Source organism: Enterobacter sp. DC1, assembly GCF_000568075.1.
GTDB classification, from domain to species: Bacteria; Pseudomonadota; Gammaproteobacteria; order Enterobacterales; family Enterobacteriaceae; genus Enterobacter; species Enterobacter asburiae.
Genome location: NZ_AZUA01000001.1, coordinates 411,248 through 427,812 on the forward strand (window position 1 = coordinate 411,248; position 16,565 = coordinate 427,812).

A 16,565-nucleotide genomic window follows, 5' to 3' on the forward strand; every position below is an offset into this window, starting at 1 on the left:
CAGCAGAGTAACGATTTCAGAGCAAACCGCAACGCTGTTTGCTGCGCGTTTCAGCCTCCTGGTAGAGCGTAAACTCGTTATACACCGGGCATCCCAGCGCGTCTTCAAACGCATCGCGGCTGGCGTTACCGTGGCTGCGGGCCTGGGTTTCGTTCCCGAGATTTGACTGGAAAATCCCCGCGGCGCTGACCGGGAGGAAATCTTCGTAGGTGATCGGCTGGGCAACCACCCATCCGCGCTCGATCAGCGGCTGCGGATCGTCTCCTGGACGAAACGCATGCCGATGGGCTTCCCCGGCTGGCGTCAGGCGGTAGCGGAAATAGGCCAGCTCCTGACGGCGCATGAGCATTTCACTGTCCGGGAAGGCGCTAAAAATCTCCCGCAGATGCAGCTGGTGCGTGAGGTTATCTTTACCTGTTCCGGCCTGGGCGAGGAGGCTATCGTACAGTTCACGGCCTTTCGGGGTCAGCGCCACGCCGCGCTGTTCAATCTCACCGAAGCGCGCGGTGTGGGTGCCTTTATGTTCACCGGCAAACAGCACCGGCTCTTCCAGCGCCTTGAAGCTGGTTTGACGCAATAAGACGGGCACCTCGCGACGCGGCGGCCCTTCGATCAGAATTTTTGGCTCGATACCGTACTTCGGCATCAGCTCCTGCACCCGGTCAATATCCAGCGTGCGCGGCGTGAGGTGATTGATGTGACAGCCCGGGAAGCAGACCACGTCGGCAATCAGGCGATGCTCGTTGCTCAGGGCCAGATAGGTCTCCTGATCGACCGTTGCATGGCGGTGCCAGCGGAAGGTTTCTAACGCTTCCTGCACAAACTCGTGGGCCTGTGCGTCAGTAAACTGCCCTTCCGACTCATGGAGGTCGATCAGTTCCAGGCAGCGAGGGGTAAAGATGTTCCGGTGAGACAGGATCTCTGCGGCACGCTCGCGCAGCGCGACGTTTTCAATCAGCTCAAGACGCAGCAGCGAAGTAAAGATACGAAACGGATTTCGACACAGGGCCGCATCATCAACCGGGCGAAACGCCGTTGAGTGGACCGGCACCCCCGCCTGGGAGAGATCGTAATAGCTGACCGGGTACATGCCCATGATGGCAAACATACGGCGCAGGGTTGAAAGTTCCTGTGCCGTGCCGACGCGGATCGCCCCGTGACGCTCCACGTTCAGACGCGCAAGCTCATCGGCGTTAGCCAGTTGTTCATGTAATAGTGGATTATTTTCCAGAACCGCCAGGGTTACGTCCGCAACCAGTTCAAGCAAGGTGCCGTACTGCGGAACTTCCTGCTGGTACATCGCCGACATAGCCTGCGAAAAGCGTTCCCGAATGTCATCAGCCGTGATGGTGTTCGCCATGATGTCATGCCTCCAGTGAATATTACCTGGAGTGTAGAGAAACCCGTTCCTTCCGGGGGGAAGAATTTCTGATTTGTGATCTTAAGACGACAGTGGTCAAACCGTGTGCTACGAGCCCCTTAACAGGTCCGAGCGGAACCCCCTTTCGACCTGAACGCTTTTATCCAGGATTTTCCTTATAATTATTTAGGGTTCCGCTTTCTAGCTATAAAGGAGTATTTTCAGGCTCTCTGCTGAATGCAAATTAACTAATTTGAATACGCCATTATTTTTATCCTCACCTTTCAACTTTTTAGCCCAAAGTTAGGATTAATCTTAATGGTTGTTTACAAGTCCTTCCTGCCTATCCATATTTCCCTTTTAAGCGAAGCGCAAATTTACAAATATTTAAAAATAACGCAACCGCAAATAGCAAAACGCATTTGACGGATGCCGCACAGCGACTAGAGTTATTACTTGAACGACGAGTGATACGGAATATTTTCGTATCGTACTGACATAACCAATATATGACTATGAGGTTTAATATGGCAGAGCATCGTGGTGGTTCCGGTAATTTCGCTGAAGACCGTGAAAAAGCATCAGAAGCTGGACGTAAAGGTGGCCAGCATAGCGGTGGGAACTTTAAAAACGATCCGCAACGCGCTTCTGAAGCGGGTAAGAAAGGAGGACAGAACAGTCACGGCGGAGGCCGTAAATCTGATAACTCCTGATCTTATTTAATACTCTTTTAATAAAACCAGAGAGCATGCTGCGGGCTGAAAAGCTCGCAGTACCCTTTCTTTATTTTACCGGAGCGTAATTATTATGAATATGAAAAGCGTCGAGGATGTCTTTATTCATCTTCTGTCGGATACCTACAGCGCAGAAAAGCAGCTTACCCGAGCGTTAAGCAAACTTGCCCGCGCCGCCTCCAGCGAGAAGCTAAGCGCCGCTTTTACCGCACACCTGGAAGAGACGCAGGGTCAGATCGAACGTATCGACCAGATCGTCGAGCAGGAAGACGGTATCAAGATTAAGCGCATGAAATGCGTGGCGATGGAAGGCTTAATTGAAGAAGCCAACGAAGTCATCGAAAGTACGGAAAAAAATGAAGTACGTGATGCCGCACTTATTGCCGCCGCGCAAAAAGTCGAGCATTACGAAATTGCCAGCTACGGTACCCTTGCCACATTAGCAGAACAACTGGGCTATAAAAAAGCCGTTAAGCTTCTTGCCGAAACGCTGGAAGAAGAAAAAGAGACCGATCTTAAACTCACCGACCTGGCCGTAGGAAATATTAACCAAAAAGCGCAGAAATGACGCAATAATACAGGTTAAATAAAATGAGCATCAGTCCCAGGACAATTAAACGGTGCCATTTAGCGGCAGCCATAATATGGTTCATTCTCGCTATCCCTTCCGTAATATGGTGGAAGAATAGCGTACTATGGGTCATTATCATCAGTATTTACGCCAATATTGTCGGCCATTTATCTGGCTACAGTGCCGCGCGTGCCGATCAGGCTGCTGAAAGTGAGACCAAATAAGCGAACCCCTAATGAGGATACAATGATGAATCACGTAGAACACTACCATGACTGGCTACGCGATGCCCATGCGATGGAAAAGCAAGCCGAATCTATGCTGGAATCCATGGCCAGCCGTATCGATAATTATCCTGATGTTCGCGCCAGAATTGAGCAGCATATTAATGAGACAAAACGGCAAATTACATTGCTGGAAGAAATCCTCGACCGTAATGATATTTCTCGTTCGGTTTTAAAAGATTCGATGAGCAAAATGGCGGCACTGGGCCAGTCCATCGGCGGCATGTTCCCGTCTGATGAGATCGTTAAAGGTTCCATCAGCGGCTATGTTTTCGAACAGTTTGAAATAGCCTGTTATACCTCCCTGCTCGCGGCGGCTAAGAAAGCAGGCGACGTCGCCTCGGTGCCAGCCATCGAGACAATTCTGGCGGAAGAACGCGAAATGGCCGACTGGCTGATTCGTCATATTCCGCAGACCACGGAACAGTTCCTGCTGCGTTCAGACGCATCGGGCGTCGAAGCAAAAAAATAATCCGGGAGAATCGCCATGTTCCGACACGTCAAACAGCTGCAATACACGGTTCGCGTTGCCGAACCGAACCCTGGCCTCGCCAACCTTTTACTGGAACAGTTCGGTGGGCCACAGGGCGAACTGGCTGCCGCCTGCCGGTACTTTACGCAAGGATTGAGCGATGACGATCCGGGCCGTAAAGATATGCTGATGGATATCGCGACAGAGGAGCTAAGCCACCTCGAAATCATTGGTACCCTGGTCGGCATGCTGAATAAAGGTGCCAAAGGCGCGCTGGCGGAAGGGGTAGAAAACGAGGCTGAGCTGTATCGGTCCATGACCGAAAACGGCAATGACAGCCACATCACCTCCCTGCTCTACGGTGGCGGCACCCCGCTCACTAACTCGGCGGGCGTGCCCTGGACGGCGGCCTACGTCGACACCATCGGCGAGCCGACGGCCGACCTGCGCTCAAACGTGGCAGCAGAGGCCAGAGCGAAAATCATCTATGAACGGCTGATCAACGTGACCGACGATCCCGGCGTAAAGGATGCGCTGGCGTTTCTGATGACGCGCGAGGCGGCGCACCAGCTCTCCTTTGAGAAGGCGCTGCAGTCCATCCGTAATAATTTCCCACCCGGAAAATTGCCGCCAATCGAGGAATTCACCAACAAGTACTACAATATGTCTGAAGGTGGAGAGGTTCGCGGAAGCTGGAACAGCGATAAACATTTCGATTACGTTGAGTCCCCCCAGCCTGCGGTTGACGGCGGTGATGGCAGCGCAAGCGTCACGCTCACGACCGAACAGGCAACCCTGGTTAAGGCGATGTCTGCCCGCACGAAGTCCGATCCACATTCTGACCCGCTGACCGGTGCCGAGCTGGGTGCCGGTAAGACTAAACCGTAATCGGTTTTGCCGGGCAGCCATAAACTGCCCGGCAATTCTCGTGCCCCATCGTTTCAGAGGTACGGACCATGTTCGAACTCGACGCGTTCCATCTGGCCAGAATTCAGTTCGCTTTTACCGTCTCGTTTCATATCCTTTTTCCTGCGATCACCATCGGCCTCGCCAGCTATCTGGTGGTGCTGGAAGGCATGTGGCTGCGTACCAAAAACGACGTCTGGCGATCGTTGTACCATTTCTGGCTCAAGATATTTGCCGTTAACTTCGGGATGGGCGTCGTTTCCGGGCTGGTCATGGCGTACCAGTTTGGCACCAACTGGAGCGGGTTCTCACAGTTCGCGGGCAGTATTACCGGCCCACTCCTGACCTATGAGGTGTTAACCGCCTTCTTCCTCGAGGCCGGTTTCCTTGGCGTCATGATGTTCGGCTGGAATAAGGTCGGCCCGGGCCTGCACTTCTTTTCAACCTGCATGGTGGCGCTCGGCACGCTGATGTCGACCTTCTGGATCCTCGCCTCCAACAGCTGGATGCATACGCCGCAGGGCTTCACTATCGAGAACGGACAGGTTATCCCGCAGGACTGGCTGGCGATCGTCTTTAATCCCTCCTTCCCTTACCGCCTGATTCATATGGCTATCGCCGCGTTTCTAAGCAGCGCGCTGTTTGTCGGCGCGTCGGGCGCATGGCAACTGCTGCGAGGTAACGATACGCCCGCCGTCCGCACCATGTTTTCCATGGCGATGTGGATGGCGCTGCTGGTCGCCCCGATCCAGGCGGTCGTGGGCGATATGCACGGCCTGAACACGCTTGAGCATCAGCCGGCCAAAATTGCCGCCATCGAAGGGCACTGGGAAAACCCGCCCGGCGAGGCCACCCCGCTGCTGCTGTTTGGCCTGCCGGATATGGACGAAGAGCGCACTAAATACGGTCTTGAGATCCCCGCGCTCGGCAGCCTTATTCTGACGCACAGCCTGGACAAGCAGGTCCCGGCGCTGAAAGACTTCCCGAAAGAAGATCGCCCAAACTCAACCATCGTTTTCTGGTCATTCCGCGTCATGGTCGGTATGGGGCTGCTGATGATTACCCTCGGGCTGATCAGCGTCTGGCTACGCTATCGTCATCGGCTTTACCACTCTCGCCCGTTCCACTGGTTTGCCCTCTGCATGGGACCTGCCGGGCTGCTGGCGCTGCTCGCCGGCTGGGTGACCACCGAGGTGGGCCGCCAGCCGTGGGTGGTCTATGGCTATCTGCGCACCATCGACGCGGTGTCGCTTCACAGCACCCTGCAGATGAGCATCAGCCTGCTGGCGTTCTTCGTCGTCTACACGTCGGTGTTTGGCGTGGGCTATGTTTACCTCATCCGGCTGATTAAGAAAGGACCGCAGCCTGTCGATACGCTGACGTCAAACACCTCGGGCACACCCGCCCGTCCGCTGTCTGCCGCTGAGTCTGTTCCTGAAGAGGAGAGAACCTGATGGGCGTCGATATCTCAGTTATCTGGTTTGCCATCATCGTCTTTGCCACGCTGATGTACATCATTATGGATGGCTTTGATTTGGGCATCGGCCTGCTGTTTAACTTCGTGGGCGATGCGAAGGAGCGGGATGTGATGGTCAACAGCGTGGCGCCGGTCTGGGACGGCAACGAAACCTGGCTGGTGCTCGGCGGTGCAGGGTTATTCGGCGCCTTTCCGCTGGCCTATGCGGTGATCGTGGATGCGTTGACCATTCCCCTTACCGCCATGCTAATTGGCCTGATCTTTCGCGGCGTGGCGTTCGAGTTCCGCTTTAAAGCCACGCCGTCACACCGAAAGTTCTGGGACTACTCCTTTGCGGGCGGATCGCTGCTCGCGACCTTCAGCCAGGGTATCGTCGTGGGCGCAATGATCAACGGCTTTGACGTTGAGGGCCGACGCTTTGTCGGCTCCGCGCTTGACTGGCTCACCCCCTTCAACCTCTTCTGCGGTATCGGGCTGGTAGTGGCCTACACGCTGCTGGGCACCACCTGGCTCATTATGAAAAGTGAAGGCGCGCTGCAGGCCCGCATGCGCGAGCTGACCCGCCACGTGCTGCTGGCGCTGATGGTCGTCATCGCCGTGGTGAGCATCTGGACGCCGCTTGGCTGGCAGTACGTTGCCGAACGCTGGTTTACCCTGCCCAACTTCTTCTGGTTCCTGCCGGTTCCTCTGCTGGTCGGGCTTTTCAGCGTGCTGATCTGGCGCCTGACCCGCAACCCGGACAGCCACTCCCGTCCCTTCCTGCTGACGCTGGGGCTTATTTTCCTTGGGTTTAGCGGACTTGGTATTAGCCTCTGGCCGAACATTATTCCGCCGCGCATCACCCTGTGGGAAGCCGCGGCCCCGCCTGCCAGCCAGCTGTTTATGCTGGTAGGCACGTTGCTGATTATTCCGGTGATCCTGGTGTACACCGCCTGGAGCTACTACGTCTTCCGGGGAAAAGTGTCGGATACTGAAGGCTATCACTGAGGAACGCTATGACCGACTGGCATACACGAGCCATTATTTATCAGATTGATACCGCGCTATTTTATGATTTGAACGGCGATGGCTGCGGGGACATCGCCGGGATCGCGGCCAAGCTGCGCTATATTCGCCGCATGGGGGCGACGGTCATCTGGATCACCCCGTTTTATCTCACGCCCTTTCTCGATGAAGGCTACGACGTCAGCGACCACCTCCAGGTGGATCCCCGCTTCGGGAAACTGGCCGATATCATCGCCTTTATCGAACAGGCCCGCGAGCTGGGCATGCAGGTCATTATCGAGCTGCTGATCCAGCACACGTCGGACGCGCATCCCTGGTTCCAGCAGGCCCGCCGCAACCCGGCGTCACCCTATCGTGATTATTACCTCTGGTCGGATAACGACGAGGACGATACGCCCCCCATGTTTCCCGGCGTGGAAAAGAGCATCTGGAGCTGGGACGACGAGGCGGGACAATACTACCGGCACATGTTTTATCGCCACGAGCCGGATCTGAACCTCACCTCGCCCGCGGTGCTTAAAGAGATTGAAAACATCATCCTCTTCTGGCTCAAGCTGGGCGTGTCGGGATTTCGCCTCGACGCCGCGTCCCACCTCACCACCCAGGCGGGAAACGGTGATGAAAAAAAGGGCCTGTGGATCCTCGAACATATGCGGCGTCTTATCGAAGAGCGCAATCCGGACGCGATCCTGCTGGGCGAAGTTGACGTAGACGTCGAGGCCTATAAAGACTACTTCGGCAATAACGACCGCCTGAATCTGGTGCTCAACTTCTGGCTCAACAAGTATTTCTACGTCAGCCTGGCCCGCAAAAGCGCCCGTCCGCTGCGCAATGCGGTGAAGAAGATGATCGTCCCACCTGACTCCTGCTGTTTTGCTAACTGGCTGCGCAACCACGACGAACTGGATCTGGAAGGCATTAGTCAGAAAGACAAACAGTTTGTCCTCGACACGTTCGCCCCTGATGAGGAGATGAACGTCTATCAGCGCGGGATCCGCCGCCGCCTGGCCCCGATGCTCAACGGCGATCGGAAGCGGCTGGCGTTCTGCCACGCGGTGCTGTTTTCCCTGCCGGGTGTCCCGGTGATGCGCTACGGCGACGAGATCGGCATGGGTGACGACCTGGATCTGGAGGAGCGCTACGCCGTCCGCACGCCGATGCAGTGGGCGGGGTCACAAGGGGGCGGTTTCTCCGCGGCCGACCCTGAAAAATTTATCGCGCCGATTATCGACCATGGCCCTTACCGCTATCAGAAAGTCAACGTCGCCGATTCGCTGCTTCACCACAGCTCGCTTCTGCACCGGATCATCGATATTGCCACTACCCGCTCGGAGTTCCCCGAAATTGCCGTTGCGCCCTTTCGCCTTATTACAATCGATGATGACGCGGTGCTGGGGCTTTATTACGAGACCGACGAGCGCAGCATCCTGACCTTCGTTAACTTCAGCGACCAGCCGGTGCAGTTCACCGCCAAAGGGATCCGCAACGCCACCTGGACCGCCTGTCTCGAGGACAAGCGCTACGATGACGCGCTGATTTGCGGCAAAACCGTTCAGCTCAGCCTTGGCGGCTACGGCTACCGCTGGTTCTGGACTCACCGTAGCGCGCTGCGCTGACTACGGTCTCCGGCGGGTGATCAAACGCGTCAGCACTATCCCCGCCACCGCGAGGGCGCCCAGGGCCACTTTCCCCGGCATGCCGGAGGTGACGGACGGCGCGCGGGTTTTAGCCTCGTCAGTAAAGCGACCGTGGATTTTATGCAGATCGTTAACCGGCTGGTCGAGGTAGTCCCGGCGATCCGGCGCGTTCAGATCGTCGGTCATCTGGCCTTCCCACGCCTTTTTCACCATCAGCCGGTCGAGAAAACCGGGGAAGAAAAATTGCCCGACGATGGACTGGATGGTGCTGCTGCCGACCCACAGCTCGCGCACCGGTTTTTGCGCCACCCTGAAAATGGCGCTGGCGGCCACCTCAGGTTCAAAGACCGGCGGCACCGGGCGCATCGCCCAGGCGAACTTGTTCCTCGCCCATTCGAACTGCGGGGTGTTAAGCCCCGGCATCTGGACCATCGAAATCTGAACCCGGCTGTTCTCATGCATCAGCTCGGTACGCACCGCATCGGTGAACCCGCGGATCGCCGCTTTGGCGCCGCAGTAGGCTGACTGCAGCGGAATGGAACGGTAGGCCAGCGCGGACCCCACCTGAATAATCACGCCCCTGTCGCGCGGAACCATGAGCTCAAGCGCGGCGCGGGTGCCGTTCACGTAGCCGAGGTACGTCACCTCTGTCACGCGCCGAAACTCGTCCGGCGTAAGGGTGCGAAACGGTGCCAGAACGGCCCCCATCGCGTTGTTCACCCAGACATCAATCGCGCCGAGGCGATACTCAATTTCGTTAGCGGCATCCACCACCGCCTGGCAGTCGGCGACGTCCGCCTGCACGGCGTGGGCATTAACGCCAAAGCGACGCAGCTCCTCCTGGGTGGAGTGCAGGCTTGCCTCATCGCGGGCGATGAGCCCGACGTCGTAACCTGCCTTTGCAAAGTGCAGCGCCGTGGCTTTCCCCACGCCCGCCGTCCCGCCGGTAATCACTATGACAGCCATAGAACCTCCACTTGAGTTTATCCGTTATTCCCGTCCGACAACGTTGTCACCAGTTCAGCCAGCGAGTAATGCACCGCTTTTTCGACTACGTCCTGACAGTCACCGGAGAAAAGCACGGTGCGGGTCTTCGTCTCGCCGCGTATGTTCCACGCAAAGCAGACCGTCCCCGCCGCCGTGCCGTCGTCGCCCCCTTCCGGGCCCGCGTAGCCGCTGATGGCGATGCTGATATCCGCCTGGGCGATGTCGCGGATACTGGCGGCCATCTCGGTTACCGTCTGCTCGCTCACGGCCGTAAACCGCTCAAGCGTCTCGGGACGCACGCCGAGGATCCGCGCTTTGGCTTCGTCGCTGAATACGACCAGCCCAACATCATAAAATTCGGCGGTATTTTCCTCTGCGCAAAGCGCCACCGAGAGCTTGCCGCCCGTGCAGGATTCCGCGGTGGTTAAGCGAAGCCCGAGATCGGTTAATTTGCTCGCCAGCTTTTTCGTCAGTTCACCCACGGTATTATTGCTGTCGTGAAAAAGATTGCTCATCTTACCGCCTCTTATTTCTCGAAAGGAATGATTGAAATATGGCCATTGCGCTCAAGTATGGCATATTTAATGTCGCTTATTTCCGTAATGCCATTATTTTGACGCGCAGACACCAGAATATCATCACAGGACACGTCGACTTTTTTCAGTTTATCGACTAACGGCACGCCGTTCTCGACAAGAATAACAGGAGTACCATCAAGAATATTCTCCACCGGCGAGAAATATTTCTTCATCAGCCCGAATATAATATCCACCACCACCAGCGTGGTAATGGTAATCATCGCGCCGGTGACGGAAAAATCTTGTCCGAGAAGCGCCTGCTGCGTGGCTTCACTAATTATCAAGAGCAGAATGAGATCGAAGCTGGTCATCTGCAGCAGCGCGCGACGCCCGGCCACCTTAAATACCACCATGAGGAACAGATAAATAGCCAGCGCGCGAAAGACCATATCCATATCAGCCTCCTACGGGTAAATAAATTGCCAGATGTTAATCTCCGGCTCGTTGTTGACGCGGATGACGGTGTTCCATTTACCGGCTCGGGAAGGTGTCGTGAAGAGTAACACGGAGAAGCGGTCGGATTTTTTCAGGTTGTTATAGACAAAAAAGAGGGTCTTTCCGCGGCTGAACATACTGTCCGGCTGCGGCCAGACGCTGCCGGGCTCATACGCATCGCTGCTCTCGCTGGTCATGCTGAGGACATACTTCCCCTCCGATTGCACCGGAAACGCGAGCTCCATCCGCGTCTCAGTCTCCCGTCGTCCAAAGCGCTCATAGTTTATGGTCAGTGATTTAGCGGAATTCGTTTTGACCGTGTCGCTGACCATTCCGCTGGAAAACAGACCGGCAATCGCCGCAACGATAATACCCAGCAGAACAATAAAACCCACCTGACGAAACGCGTATTCAAACGTCAGCAAACGATAACTCTCATCTATCCCGGGTAACTTTTCATTTTCACGCTTCATGGCCATCGTCACCGTTTCGCTTATTATCCGATAATTTTGATTTATAACGCGAATGTTTTTAGGACTTATCACATTTGCCACATAAAGGAATAGCAACAATACTTAATAAGTCAAGACACGCAAAATGAAGGATATCGGATGAAATTATCACTTGTTTCCGCTTTATTGATATTTCTGGTTCCGGCCGTATGGGCAGATAATAACGGGGGTTTACAAAAAGGCGAAGCGCCACCGCCTCCCCACGCGCTTGATAGCGGATATCGCGGAACCGACGACGCGCGTATTATGACCATCAGGCAGGCAAAAGAATTGCATGACGGTGCGACAATTTCATTACGCGGTAATCTTATTGACGGTAGCGGCGATAAGTTTGTATTTCAGGATAAAACCGGAAAAATCGACGTTATTATTCCCCAGGCAGTCTTCGACGGCAGAACGGTAAAACCCGACCAGATGATCAGTATCAACGGTTCGCTTGATAAAAAATCATCTCCTGCCGTCGTCCGTGTTGATCGTTTGCAGAAATAATTCAGCGAAGCGTTAACGCTGCAGTTATCCATCAAATCTCACCCCTTGGCTTAAGGAGTCAGCTATGAGTGATACTAAACAACGTACGAACGCTTACCCGCAGCCCCCGTTCCCGGAACAGCCGCAGACGCCGCCGGGACTGGCATCCGAAATGCAGCCTGTACCCGACCACGGGGAACAAAGCTATAAAGGGCATGGGCGCCTTGCCGGTAAAAAAGCGCTGATTACCGGCGGAGACTCCGGTATTGGTCGCGCGGTCGCTATCGCCTATGCGCGTGAAGGCGCTGACGTTGCCATCAACTATTTGCCTGAAGAAGAAAAAGATGCCGCCGAGGTCATCGAGCTGATCGAAGCGGAAGGCCGCAAGGCCGTCGCGCTGCCGGGGGACGTCCGGGACGAAACCTTCTGTCAGAATCTGGTCGAAGAAGCCGTCTCGAAACTTGGCGGGCTTGACATTCTGGTCAATAACGCTGGCCGTCAGCAGTTCCGTGAATCGCTTGAAGAACTGACCACCGAGGATTTTGACGCAACCTTTAAAACCAACGTTTACGCTCCGTTCTGGATCACCAAGGCGGCCCTGCGCCACCTGAAAGCGTCGTCCGTTATCATTAATACCTCGTCCGTTCAGGCTGTGAAGCCCAGCCCCGTGCTGCTGGACTACGCCCAGACGAAAGCCTGCCTGGCGGTGTTTACTAAATCCTTAGCCAAGCAGCTGGGTCCGAAAGGGATCCGCGTCAACGCGGTTGCTCCAGGTCCTTACTGGACGGTACTGCAGTCCAGCGGCGGGCAGCCGATGGAAAAAGTGAAGGAGTTCGGCGGCGACACCCCGCTGGGACGTCCGGGCCAGCCCGTCGAGATTGCCCCGCTGTACGTCACGCTGGCCTCGGATGAATGTTCATTTACGTCCGGCCAGGTGTGGTGTTCCGATGGCGGTGACGGCGTGATCTAAACCGGTAAACGATAACCCTCCGCAATGAGCAATAAATGAACAAGGATGTTCGCTTTTATTCCCCCGCCAAAAAACATGTTGTAACTCAAACAGATCAAATGTTAAAAATATTTTGCTATCAGGTTATCAAAATTAAACAACTTAACTTGTCACCCGCATCGCTCTGTTTTTAACATCGCCTATGGAAAAAAATGGTCTGTTCAGTCAGCGCATACGCTTGCGCCATTTGCATACATTTGTGGCCGTCGCTCAACAGGGAACGCTGGGGCGTGCGGCTGAAACTCTCAACCTGAGCCAGCCTGCGCTCTCAAAAACCCTCAACGAGCTGGAACAGCTGACCGGCGCCCGTCTTTTTGACCGCGGCCGGCTGGGGGCGCAGCTTACCATCGTGGGAGAACAGTTCCTCACGCACGCCGTTAAGGTGCTGGATGCGCTCAATACCGCAGGCCAGTCCCTGCACCGAAAAGAAGAACAGTCCAGTGAGGTGGTGCGCGTGGGCGCTTTGCCTACCGCGGCGCTGGGCATTCTTCCGCCGGTTATCGGCCAGTTCCACAAGCAGCAGCGACATACCACGATTCAGGTCGCCACCATGAATAACACCATGCTGCTCGCGGGGCTGAAATCGGGCGAACTGGATCTCGGAATAGGTCGCATGTCCGACCCTGAGCTGATGGGCGGCCTCAACTATGAACTGCTGTTCCTGGAGTCCCTGAAGCTGGTGGTTCGTCCCAATCACCCCCTGCTGCAGGACACGGTCACGTTAAGCCGCGTGATGGAATGGCCGGTAGTGGTCTGCCCAAAAGGGACCGTTCCACGCCAGACCGCCGAAACCTTGCTGCAAATGCAGGGGTGTACGCTGCCCTCAGGATGTATCGAAACGCTGTCGGCCTCGCTTTCGCGCCAGCTTACGCTCGATTATGACTACGTCTGGTTCGTCCCCTCCGGCGCGGTGAAAGATGATTTACGTCAGGGAACGCTGATCGCCCTGCCGATTACCTCCCCCGGCCCCGGTGAACCTATCGGCATTTTGACCCGCGTAGACACGCCGCTTTCCACGGGCGCACAGACGCTGCTGAGCGCTATTCGTAAATCAATGCCGGTCTGACACTTTTCTCCCTCCACCCTAACCCTTTCTGAAAGGCTGAGGGTTCCCCATAAAATAATGCATGCACAGACGGCCCCCTCTCCCTCGAGGGAGAGGGCTGGGGTGAGGGGGAACATACGGCTCTGGTGGTCATTCCGTTCACTTTATGTTCCTTGCTACTCTGTAACGACATGGCCTGTGAATGTGCCAGGGTGGCTCAGTCGCCACCACCCTGGCGACCCGGGCTCCGCGAAGCGGCGATTTACCGCCGGACCAGGGCATCGCTATAAATCATGCAATTTTCAATAGCCACATTCATCGCTTCATGTTGAGAAATTATAGGGAGATCCTGCAGCCCCGATAGGGCGATCAAACTGTTCCGTCCGACCTCATTTCCTGCGCGCTAATCAATTAATGCGAAATCATTCATTAACAATTGCGCAAAACAATTTAACAGTTTTATCATAGCGACGAATTCACCAAATGGTTCGTAAATAATTTCACAACCCCGAATTCACCCGTATTAATCATTTTTCCCTCCGCATTTATTACCCAACTGGTACACACCCAGCACGATGGGGGGATCTTAAGGAGACAGAAATGGCATTTGGCAGCGCGCCACGTGGGATACCGCGTATCCTGCAGTGGCTTCTTGCCGGACTGATGTTGCTCATCGGTCTGGCAGTCGGCGGGCTGGGCTTTAAGCTCGTCACCGTAGGCGGAAGTGGATACTTCCTGATAATGGGCGTGGTGATGGTAATTGCCGCGATCCTGATTTTCCTCAATCGCAGCAGCGGGATCGTGCTTTACGGCATCGCCTTTATTGCCTCGCTGTTCTGGGCGGTAAGCGATGCGGGCTGGGATTTCTGGCCGCTCTTCTCTCGCCTGTTTACCTTTGCCGTACTGGCCTTCCTCTGCGCCATCGTCTGGCCTTTCCTGCGCACGGCAAACCACAGCGTTGCGAACAAGGCTCCTGCTTTTGGCGTCGCGGCCGTGCTCGCGGTGGCGATGCTGGTCAGCCTGGGCTGGATGTTTAAGCCACAAACCCTCGTGGCCGCGAACGAGCCCGTTCCGGTCAAGCCCGTCGCACCCGGCGAGCAGCAAAAGAACTGGGAGCACTGGGGCAATACCACCCACGGCGACCGTTTTGCCGCGCTGGACCAGATTAACAAGCAAAACGTCCGCGATCTGAAGGTCGCCTGGGTTGCGCACACCGGCGATATTCCGCAGAGCAACGGCTCCGGCGCGGAAGATCAGAATACCCCCTTACAGGTTGGCGACACGCTGTACGTCTGTACCCCATACAGTAAAGTGCTGGCGCTGGACGTGGATTCCGGCAAAGAAAAATGGCGCTACGATTCCAAAGCCACGGCGCCTAACTGGCAGCGCTGCCGCGGTCTGGGCTATTTTGAAGACCATTCAAGCGTGACAACGTCACAGGCAGAGACACAGCCTGCGGCATGCCCTCGCCGCCTGTTCCTGCCGACCACCGATGCCCGCCTGATTGCCATCAACGCGGATACCGGCAAGGTCTGCGAAGACTTCGGCGACCATGGCACCGTGGATCTGAGCATCGGCATGGGCGAAATCAAGCCCGGGTATTATCAGCAGACCTCCACGCCGCTGGTCGCAGGCAATGTTGTTGTCGTCGGCGGTCGCGTCGCGGATAACTTCTCCACCGGCGAACCGCCGGGCGTGGTGCGCGCCTACGACGTACACACCGGTAAGCTGGCGTGGGCGTGGGATCCGGGTAATCCGAACCTGACCGGCCTGCCGCCGGAAGGCCAGACCTACACCCGCGGCACGCCGAACGTCTGGTCAGCAATGTCCTACGACGCTAAGCTGAACCTGATCTACCTGCCAACCGGCAACGCCACCCCGGATTTCTGGGCGGGTGAACGTACCGCGCTCGACGACAAATACAGTTCCTCCATCGTCGCCGTGGACGCGACCACCGGTCAGGTGCGCTGGCATTTCCAGACGACCCATCACGACCTGTGGGACTTTGACCTGCCTTCCCAGCCGCTGCTGTACGATCTGCCTGACGGTAAGGGCGGCACCACGCCTGTGCTGGTGCAGACCAGCAAGCAGGGCATGATCTTCATGCTTAACCGCGAAACCGGCAAGCCGGTGGCGAAGGTAGAAGAACGTCCCGTTCCGGCGGGTAACGTTGAAGGTGAACGCTACTCTCCGACCCAGCCGTATTCCGTTGGCATGCCGATGATTGGCAACCAGACGCTGACCGAATCCGACATGTGGGGGGCGACGCCTGTCGACCTGCTGCTGTGCCGCATTCAGTTTAAAGAGATGCGTCATCAGGGCGTCTTCACCCCGCCGGGTCTTGACCGTTCCCTGCAGTTCCCTGGCTCACTCGGCGGGATGAACTGGGGCAGCGTCTCCGTTGACCCGAACAACAGCCTGATGTTCGTCAACGATATGCGCCTGGGCCTGGCAAACTACATGGTGCCGCGCGCTAACGTGGCGAAAAACGCCAGCGGTATCGAGATGGGCATCGTACCGATGGACGGGACGCCGTTCGGCGCGATGCGCGAACGCTTCCTGTCTCCGCTGGGCATTCCGTGCCAGAAGCCGCCGTTTGGCACCATGTCGGCCGTTGACCTGAAAACCGGCAAGCTGGTGTGGCAGGTCCCTTTTGGCACGGTGGAAGATACCGGGCCGCTGGGCATTCGTATGCACATGCCAATCCCAATCGGTATGCCGACGCTGGGCGCATCGCTCTCTACCCAGTCCGGCCTGCTGTTCTTCGCCGGCACGCAGGATTTCTACCTGCGCGCGTTTGATACCGCCACCGGGAAAGAGATCTGGAAAGACCGTCTGCCTGTCGGCAGCCAGTCCGGCCCGATGACCTACGTGTCGCCGAAAACCGGTAAACAGTACATCATCATCAACGCCGGGGGCGCTCGCCAGTCGCCGGATCGCGGTGATTACGTTATCGCGTACGCGTTACCCGATAAGCAATAAGATGTGAAAAAGGGACCGAAAGGTCCCTTTTTTTTGCCCGATGGCGCTTCGCTTACGCGGGCCTACAAATAGAAGTAGGTCGGGTAAGGCGAAGCCGCCACCC

General features: G+C 56.3%; 17 protein-coding genes. 12 read left to right on the forward strand and 5 right to left on the reverse strand.

Going from position 1 to position 16,565, the window contains the following annotated elements; genetic code table 11:
- Positions 1-16: 16 nt before the first annotated feature.
- A complete protein-coding gene (gene hglS, locus P346_RS19460; RefSeq protein ID WP_032657127.1) occupies positions 17-1,360 on the reverse strand; it encodes a 2-oxoadipate dioxygenase/decarboxylase HglS in 1,344 nt (447 codons plus the stop codon).
- A gap of 527 nt (positions 1,361-1,887) precedes the next feature.
- On the opposite strand from hglS, the gene P346_RS19455 reads away from it, so the two are divergent.
- The 8 genes from P346_RS19455 to P346_RS19425 all read left to right on the forward strand — a co-directional run bounded on the left by P346_RS19455 (position 1,888) and on the right by P346_RS19425 (position 8,425).
- Complete coding sequence (locus P346_RS19455; RefSeq protein ID WP_004150795.1) at positions 1,888-2,073, forward strand: general stress protein; 186 nt, start codon at positions 1,888-1,890, stop codon at positions 2,071-2,073.
- Between the two features lie 94 nt (positions 2,074-2,167).
- Positions 2,168-2,662, forward strand: coding sequence for a YciE/YciF ferroxidase family protein (locus P346_RS19450; RefSeq protein WP_023311678.1), 495 nt, complete (start codon positions 2,168-2,170; stop codon positions 2,660-2,662).
- A 23-nt stretch (positions 2,663-2,685) separates the two neighbouring features.
- Positions 2,686-2,889 (forward strand): hypothetical protein, encoded by a 204-nt coding sequence (locus P346_RS0121380; RefSeq protein ID WP_008502273.1) that lies wholly within the window; start codon positions 2,686-2,688, stop codon positions 2,887-2,889.
- Positions 2,890-2,914: 25 nt separating this feature from the next.
- Positions 2,915-3,421, forward strand: coding sequence for a ferritin-like domain-containing protein (locus P346_RS19445; protein WP_024908416.1), 507 nt, complete (start codon positions 2,915-2,917; stop codon positions 3,419-3,421).
- A 15-nt stretch (positions 3,422-3,436) separates the two neighbouring features.
- Positions 3,437-4,309 (forward strand): manganese catalase family protein, encoded by an 873-nt coding sequence (locus P346_RS19440; RefSeq protein ID WP_008502274.1) that lies wholly within the window; start codon positions 3,437-3,439, stop codon positions 4,307-4,309.
- A 68-nt stretch (positions 4,310-4,377) separates the two neighbouring features.
- Positions 4,378-5,781 carry a cytochrome ubiquinol oxidase subunit I gene (locus P346_RS19435; protein WP_032657129.1) on the forward strand — a complete coding sequence of 468 codons (1,404 nt, stop codon included), beginning with the start codon at positions 4,378-4,380 and terminating at the stop codon, positions 5,779-5,781.
- The gene (gene cydB, locus P346_RS19430; RefSeq protein WP_032657131.1) at positions 5,781-6,791 is read left to right on the forward strand and encodes a cytochrome d ubiquinol oxidase subunit II; all 1,011 of its coding nucleotides are present in this window, start codon (positions 5,781-5,783) and stop codon (positions 6,789-6,791) included. Before P346_RS19435 ends, cydB begins: the two co-directional genes overlap by 1 nt.
- Positions 6,792-6,799: 8 nt before the next feature.
- On the forward strand, positions 6,800-8,425 hold the full coding sequence (locus tag P346_RS19425) for an alpha-amylase family protein (protein WP_032657132.1): 1,626 nt from the start codon (positions 6,800-6,802) through the stop codon (positions 8,423-8,425).
- On the opposite strand, the gene P346_RS19420 is transcribed toward P346_RS19425, so the two are convergent.
- The 4 genes from P346_RS19420 to P346_RS19405 are packed head-to-tail and all read right to left on the reverse strand — an operon-like array spanning position 8,426 to position 10,919.
- On the reverse strand, positions 8,426-9,412 hold the full coding sequence (locus P346_RS19420) for an SDR family oxidoreductase (RefSeq protein WP_032657134.1): 987 nt from the start codon (positions 9,410-9,412) through the stop codon (positions 8,426-8,428).
- 17 nt (positions 9,413-9,429) lie between these two features.
- A complete protein-coding gene (locus tag P346_RS19415) occupies positions 9,430-9,948 on the reverse strand; it encodes a 2-oxo-tetronate isomerase (protein WP_032657136.1) in 519 nt (172 codons plus the stop codon).
- A gap of 11 nt (positions 9,949-9,959) precedes the next feature.
- Positions 9,960-10,406 (reverse strand): DUF421 domain-containing protein, encoded by a 447-nt coding sequence (locus tag P346_RS19410; protein ID WP_032657138.1) that lies wholly within the window; start codon positions 10,404-10,406, stop codon positions 9,960-9,962.
- A gap of 9 nt (positions 10,407-10,415) precedes the next feature.
- Entirely contained in the window at positions 10,416-10,919 is a 504-nt protein-coding gene (locus tag P346_RS19405; RefSeq protein WP_032658297.1) for a hypothetical protein, read from the reverse strand.
- A 138-nt stretch (positions 10,920-11,057) separates the two neighbouring features.
- On the opposite strand from P346_RS19405, the gene P346_RS19400 reads away from it, so the two are divergent.
- From P346_RS19400 to P346_RS19385, 4 genes are all read left to right on the forward strand, one after another.
- A complete protein-coding gene (locus tag P346_RS19400) occupies positions 11,058-11,447 on the forward strand; it encodes a YdeI family stress tolerance OB fold protein (RefSeq protein WP_032657140.1) in 390 nt (129 codons plus the stop codon).
- 64 nt (positions 11,448-11,511) lie between these two features.
- On the forward strand, positions 11,512-12,396 hold the full coding sequence (locus P346_RS19395) for an SDR family oxidoreductase (RefSeq protein WP_032657142.1): 885 nt from the start codon (positions 11,512-11,514) through the stop codon (positions 12,394-12,396).
- Positions 12,397-12,577: 181 nt separating this feature from the next.
- Positions 12,578-13,501: a LysR substrate-binding domain-containing protein gene (locus P346_RS19390; protein WP_032657144.1), complete on the forward strand. Its 924-nt coding sequence runs from the start codon at positions 12,578-12,580 to the stop codon at positions 13,499-13,501.
- A 579-nt stretch (positions 13,502-14,080) separates the two neighbouring features.
- Positions 14,081-16,462, forward strand: a complete 2,382-nt coding sequence (locus tag P346_RS19385; protein WP_032657145.1) for a glucose/quinate/shikimate family membrane-bound PQQ-dependent dehydrogenase — start codon at positions 14,081-14,083, stop codon at positions 16,460-16,462.
- Positions 16,463-16,565 lie beyond the last annotated feature (103 nt).

Excerpts from the sequence above, each read along its gene's own strand:
- hglS (WP_032657127.1), bottom strand. The coding sequence starts at position 1,360 with ATGGCGAACACCATCACGGCTGATGACATTCGGGAACGCTTTTCGCAG.
- P346_RS19455 (WP_004150795.1), top strand. The coding sequence starts at position 1,888 with ATGGCAGAGCATCGTGGTGGTTCCGGTAATTTCGCTGAAGACCGTGAA.
- P346_RS19450 (WP_023311678.1), top strand. The coding sequence starts at position 2,168 with ATGAATATGAAAAGCGTCGAGGATGTCTTTATTCATCTTCTGTCGGAT.
- P346_RS0121380 (WP_008502273.1), top strand. The coding sequence starts at position 2,686 with ATGAGCATCAGTCCCAGGACAATTAAACGGTGCCATTTAGCGGCAGCC.
- P346_RS19445 (WP_024908416.1), top strand. The coding sequence starts at position 2,915 with ATGAATCACGTAGAACACTACCATGACTGGCTACGCGATGCCCATGCG.
- P346_RS19440 (WP_008502274.1), top strand. The coding sequence starts at position 3,437 with ATGTTCCGACACGTCAAACAGCTGCAATACACGGTTCGCGTTGCCGAA.
- P346_RS19435 (WP_032657129.1), top strand. The coding sequence starts at position 4,378 with ATGTTCGAACTCGACGCGTTCCATCTGGCCAGAATTCAGTTCGCTTTT.
- cydB (WP_032657131.1), top strand. The coding sequence starts at position 5,781 with ATGGGCGTCGATATCTCAGTTATCTGGTTTGCCATCATCGTCTTTGCC.
- P346_RS19425 (WP_032657132.1), top strand. The coding sequence starts at position 6,800 with ATGACCGACTGGCATACACGAGCCATTATTTATCAGATTGATACCGCG.
- P346_RS19420 (WP_032657134.1), bottom strand. The coding sequence starts at position 9,412 with ATGGCTGTCATAGTGATTACCGGCGGGACGGCGGGCGTGGGGAAAGCC.
- P346_RS19415 (WP_032657136.1), bottom strand. The coding sequence starts at position 9,948 with ATGAGCAATCTTTTTCACGACAGCAATAATACCGTGGGTGAACTGACG.
- P346_RS19410 (WP_032657138.1), bottom strand. The coding sequence starts at position 10,406 with ATGGATATGGTCTTTCGCGCGCTGGCTATTTATCTGTTCCTCATGGTG.
- P346_RS19405 (WP_032658297.1), bottom strand. The coding sequence starts at position 10,919 with ATGAAGCGTGAAAATGAAAAGTTACCCGGGATAGATGAGAGTTATCGT.
- P346_RS19400 (WP_032657140.1), top strand. The coding sequence starts at position 11,058 with ATGAAATTATCACTTGTTTCCGCTTTATTGATATTTCTGGTTCCGGCC.
- P346_RS19395 (WP_032657142.1), top strand. The coding sequence starts at position 11,512 with ATGAGTGATACTAAACAACGTACGAACGCTTACCCGCAGCCCCCGTTC.
- P346_RS19390 (WP_032657144.1), top strand. The coding sequence starts at position 12,578 with ATGGAAAAAAATGGTCTGTTCAGTCAGCGCATACGCTTGCGCCATTTG.
- P346_RS19385 (WP_032657145.1), top strand. The coding sequence starts at position 14,081 with ATGGCATTTGGCAGCGCGCCACGTGGGATACCGCGTATCCTGCAGTGG.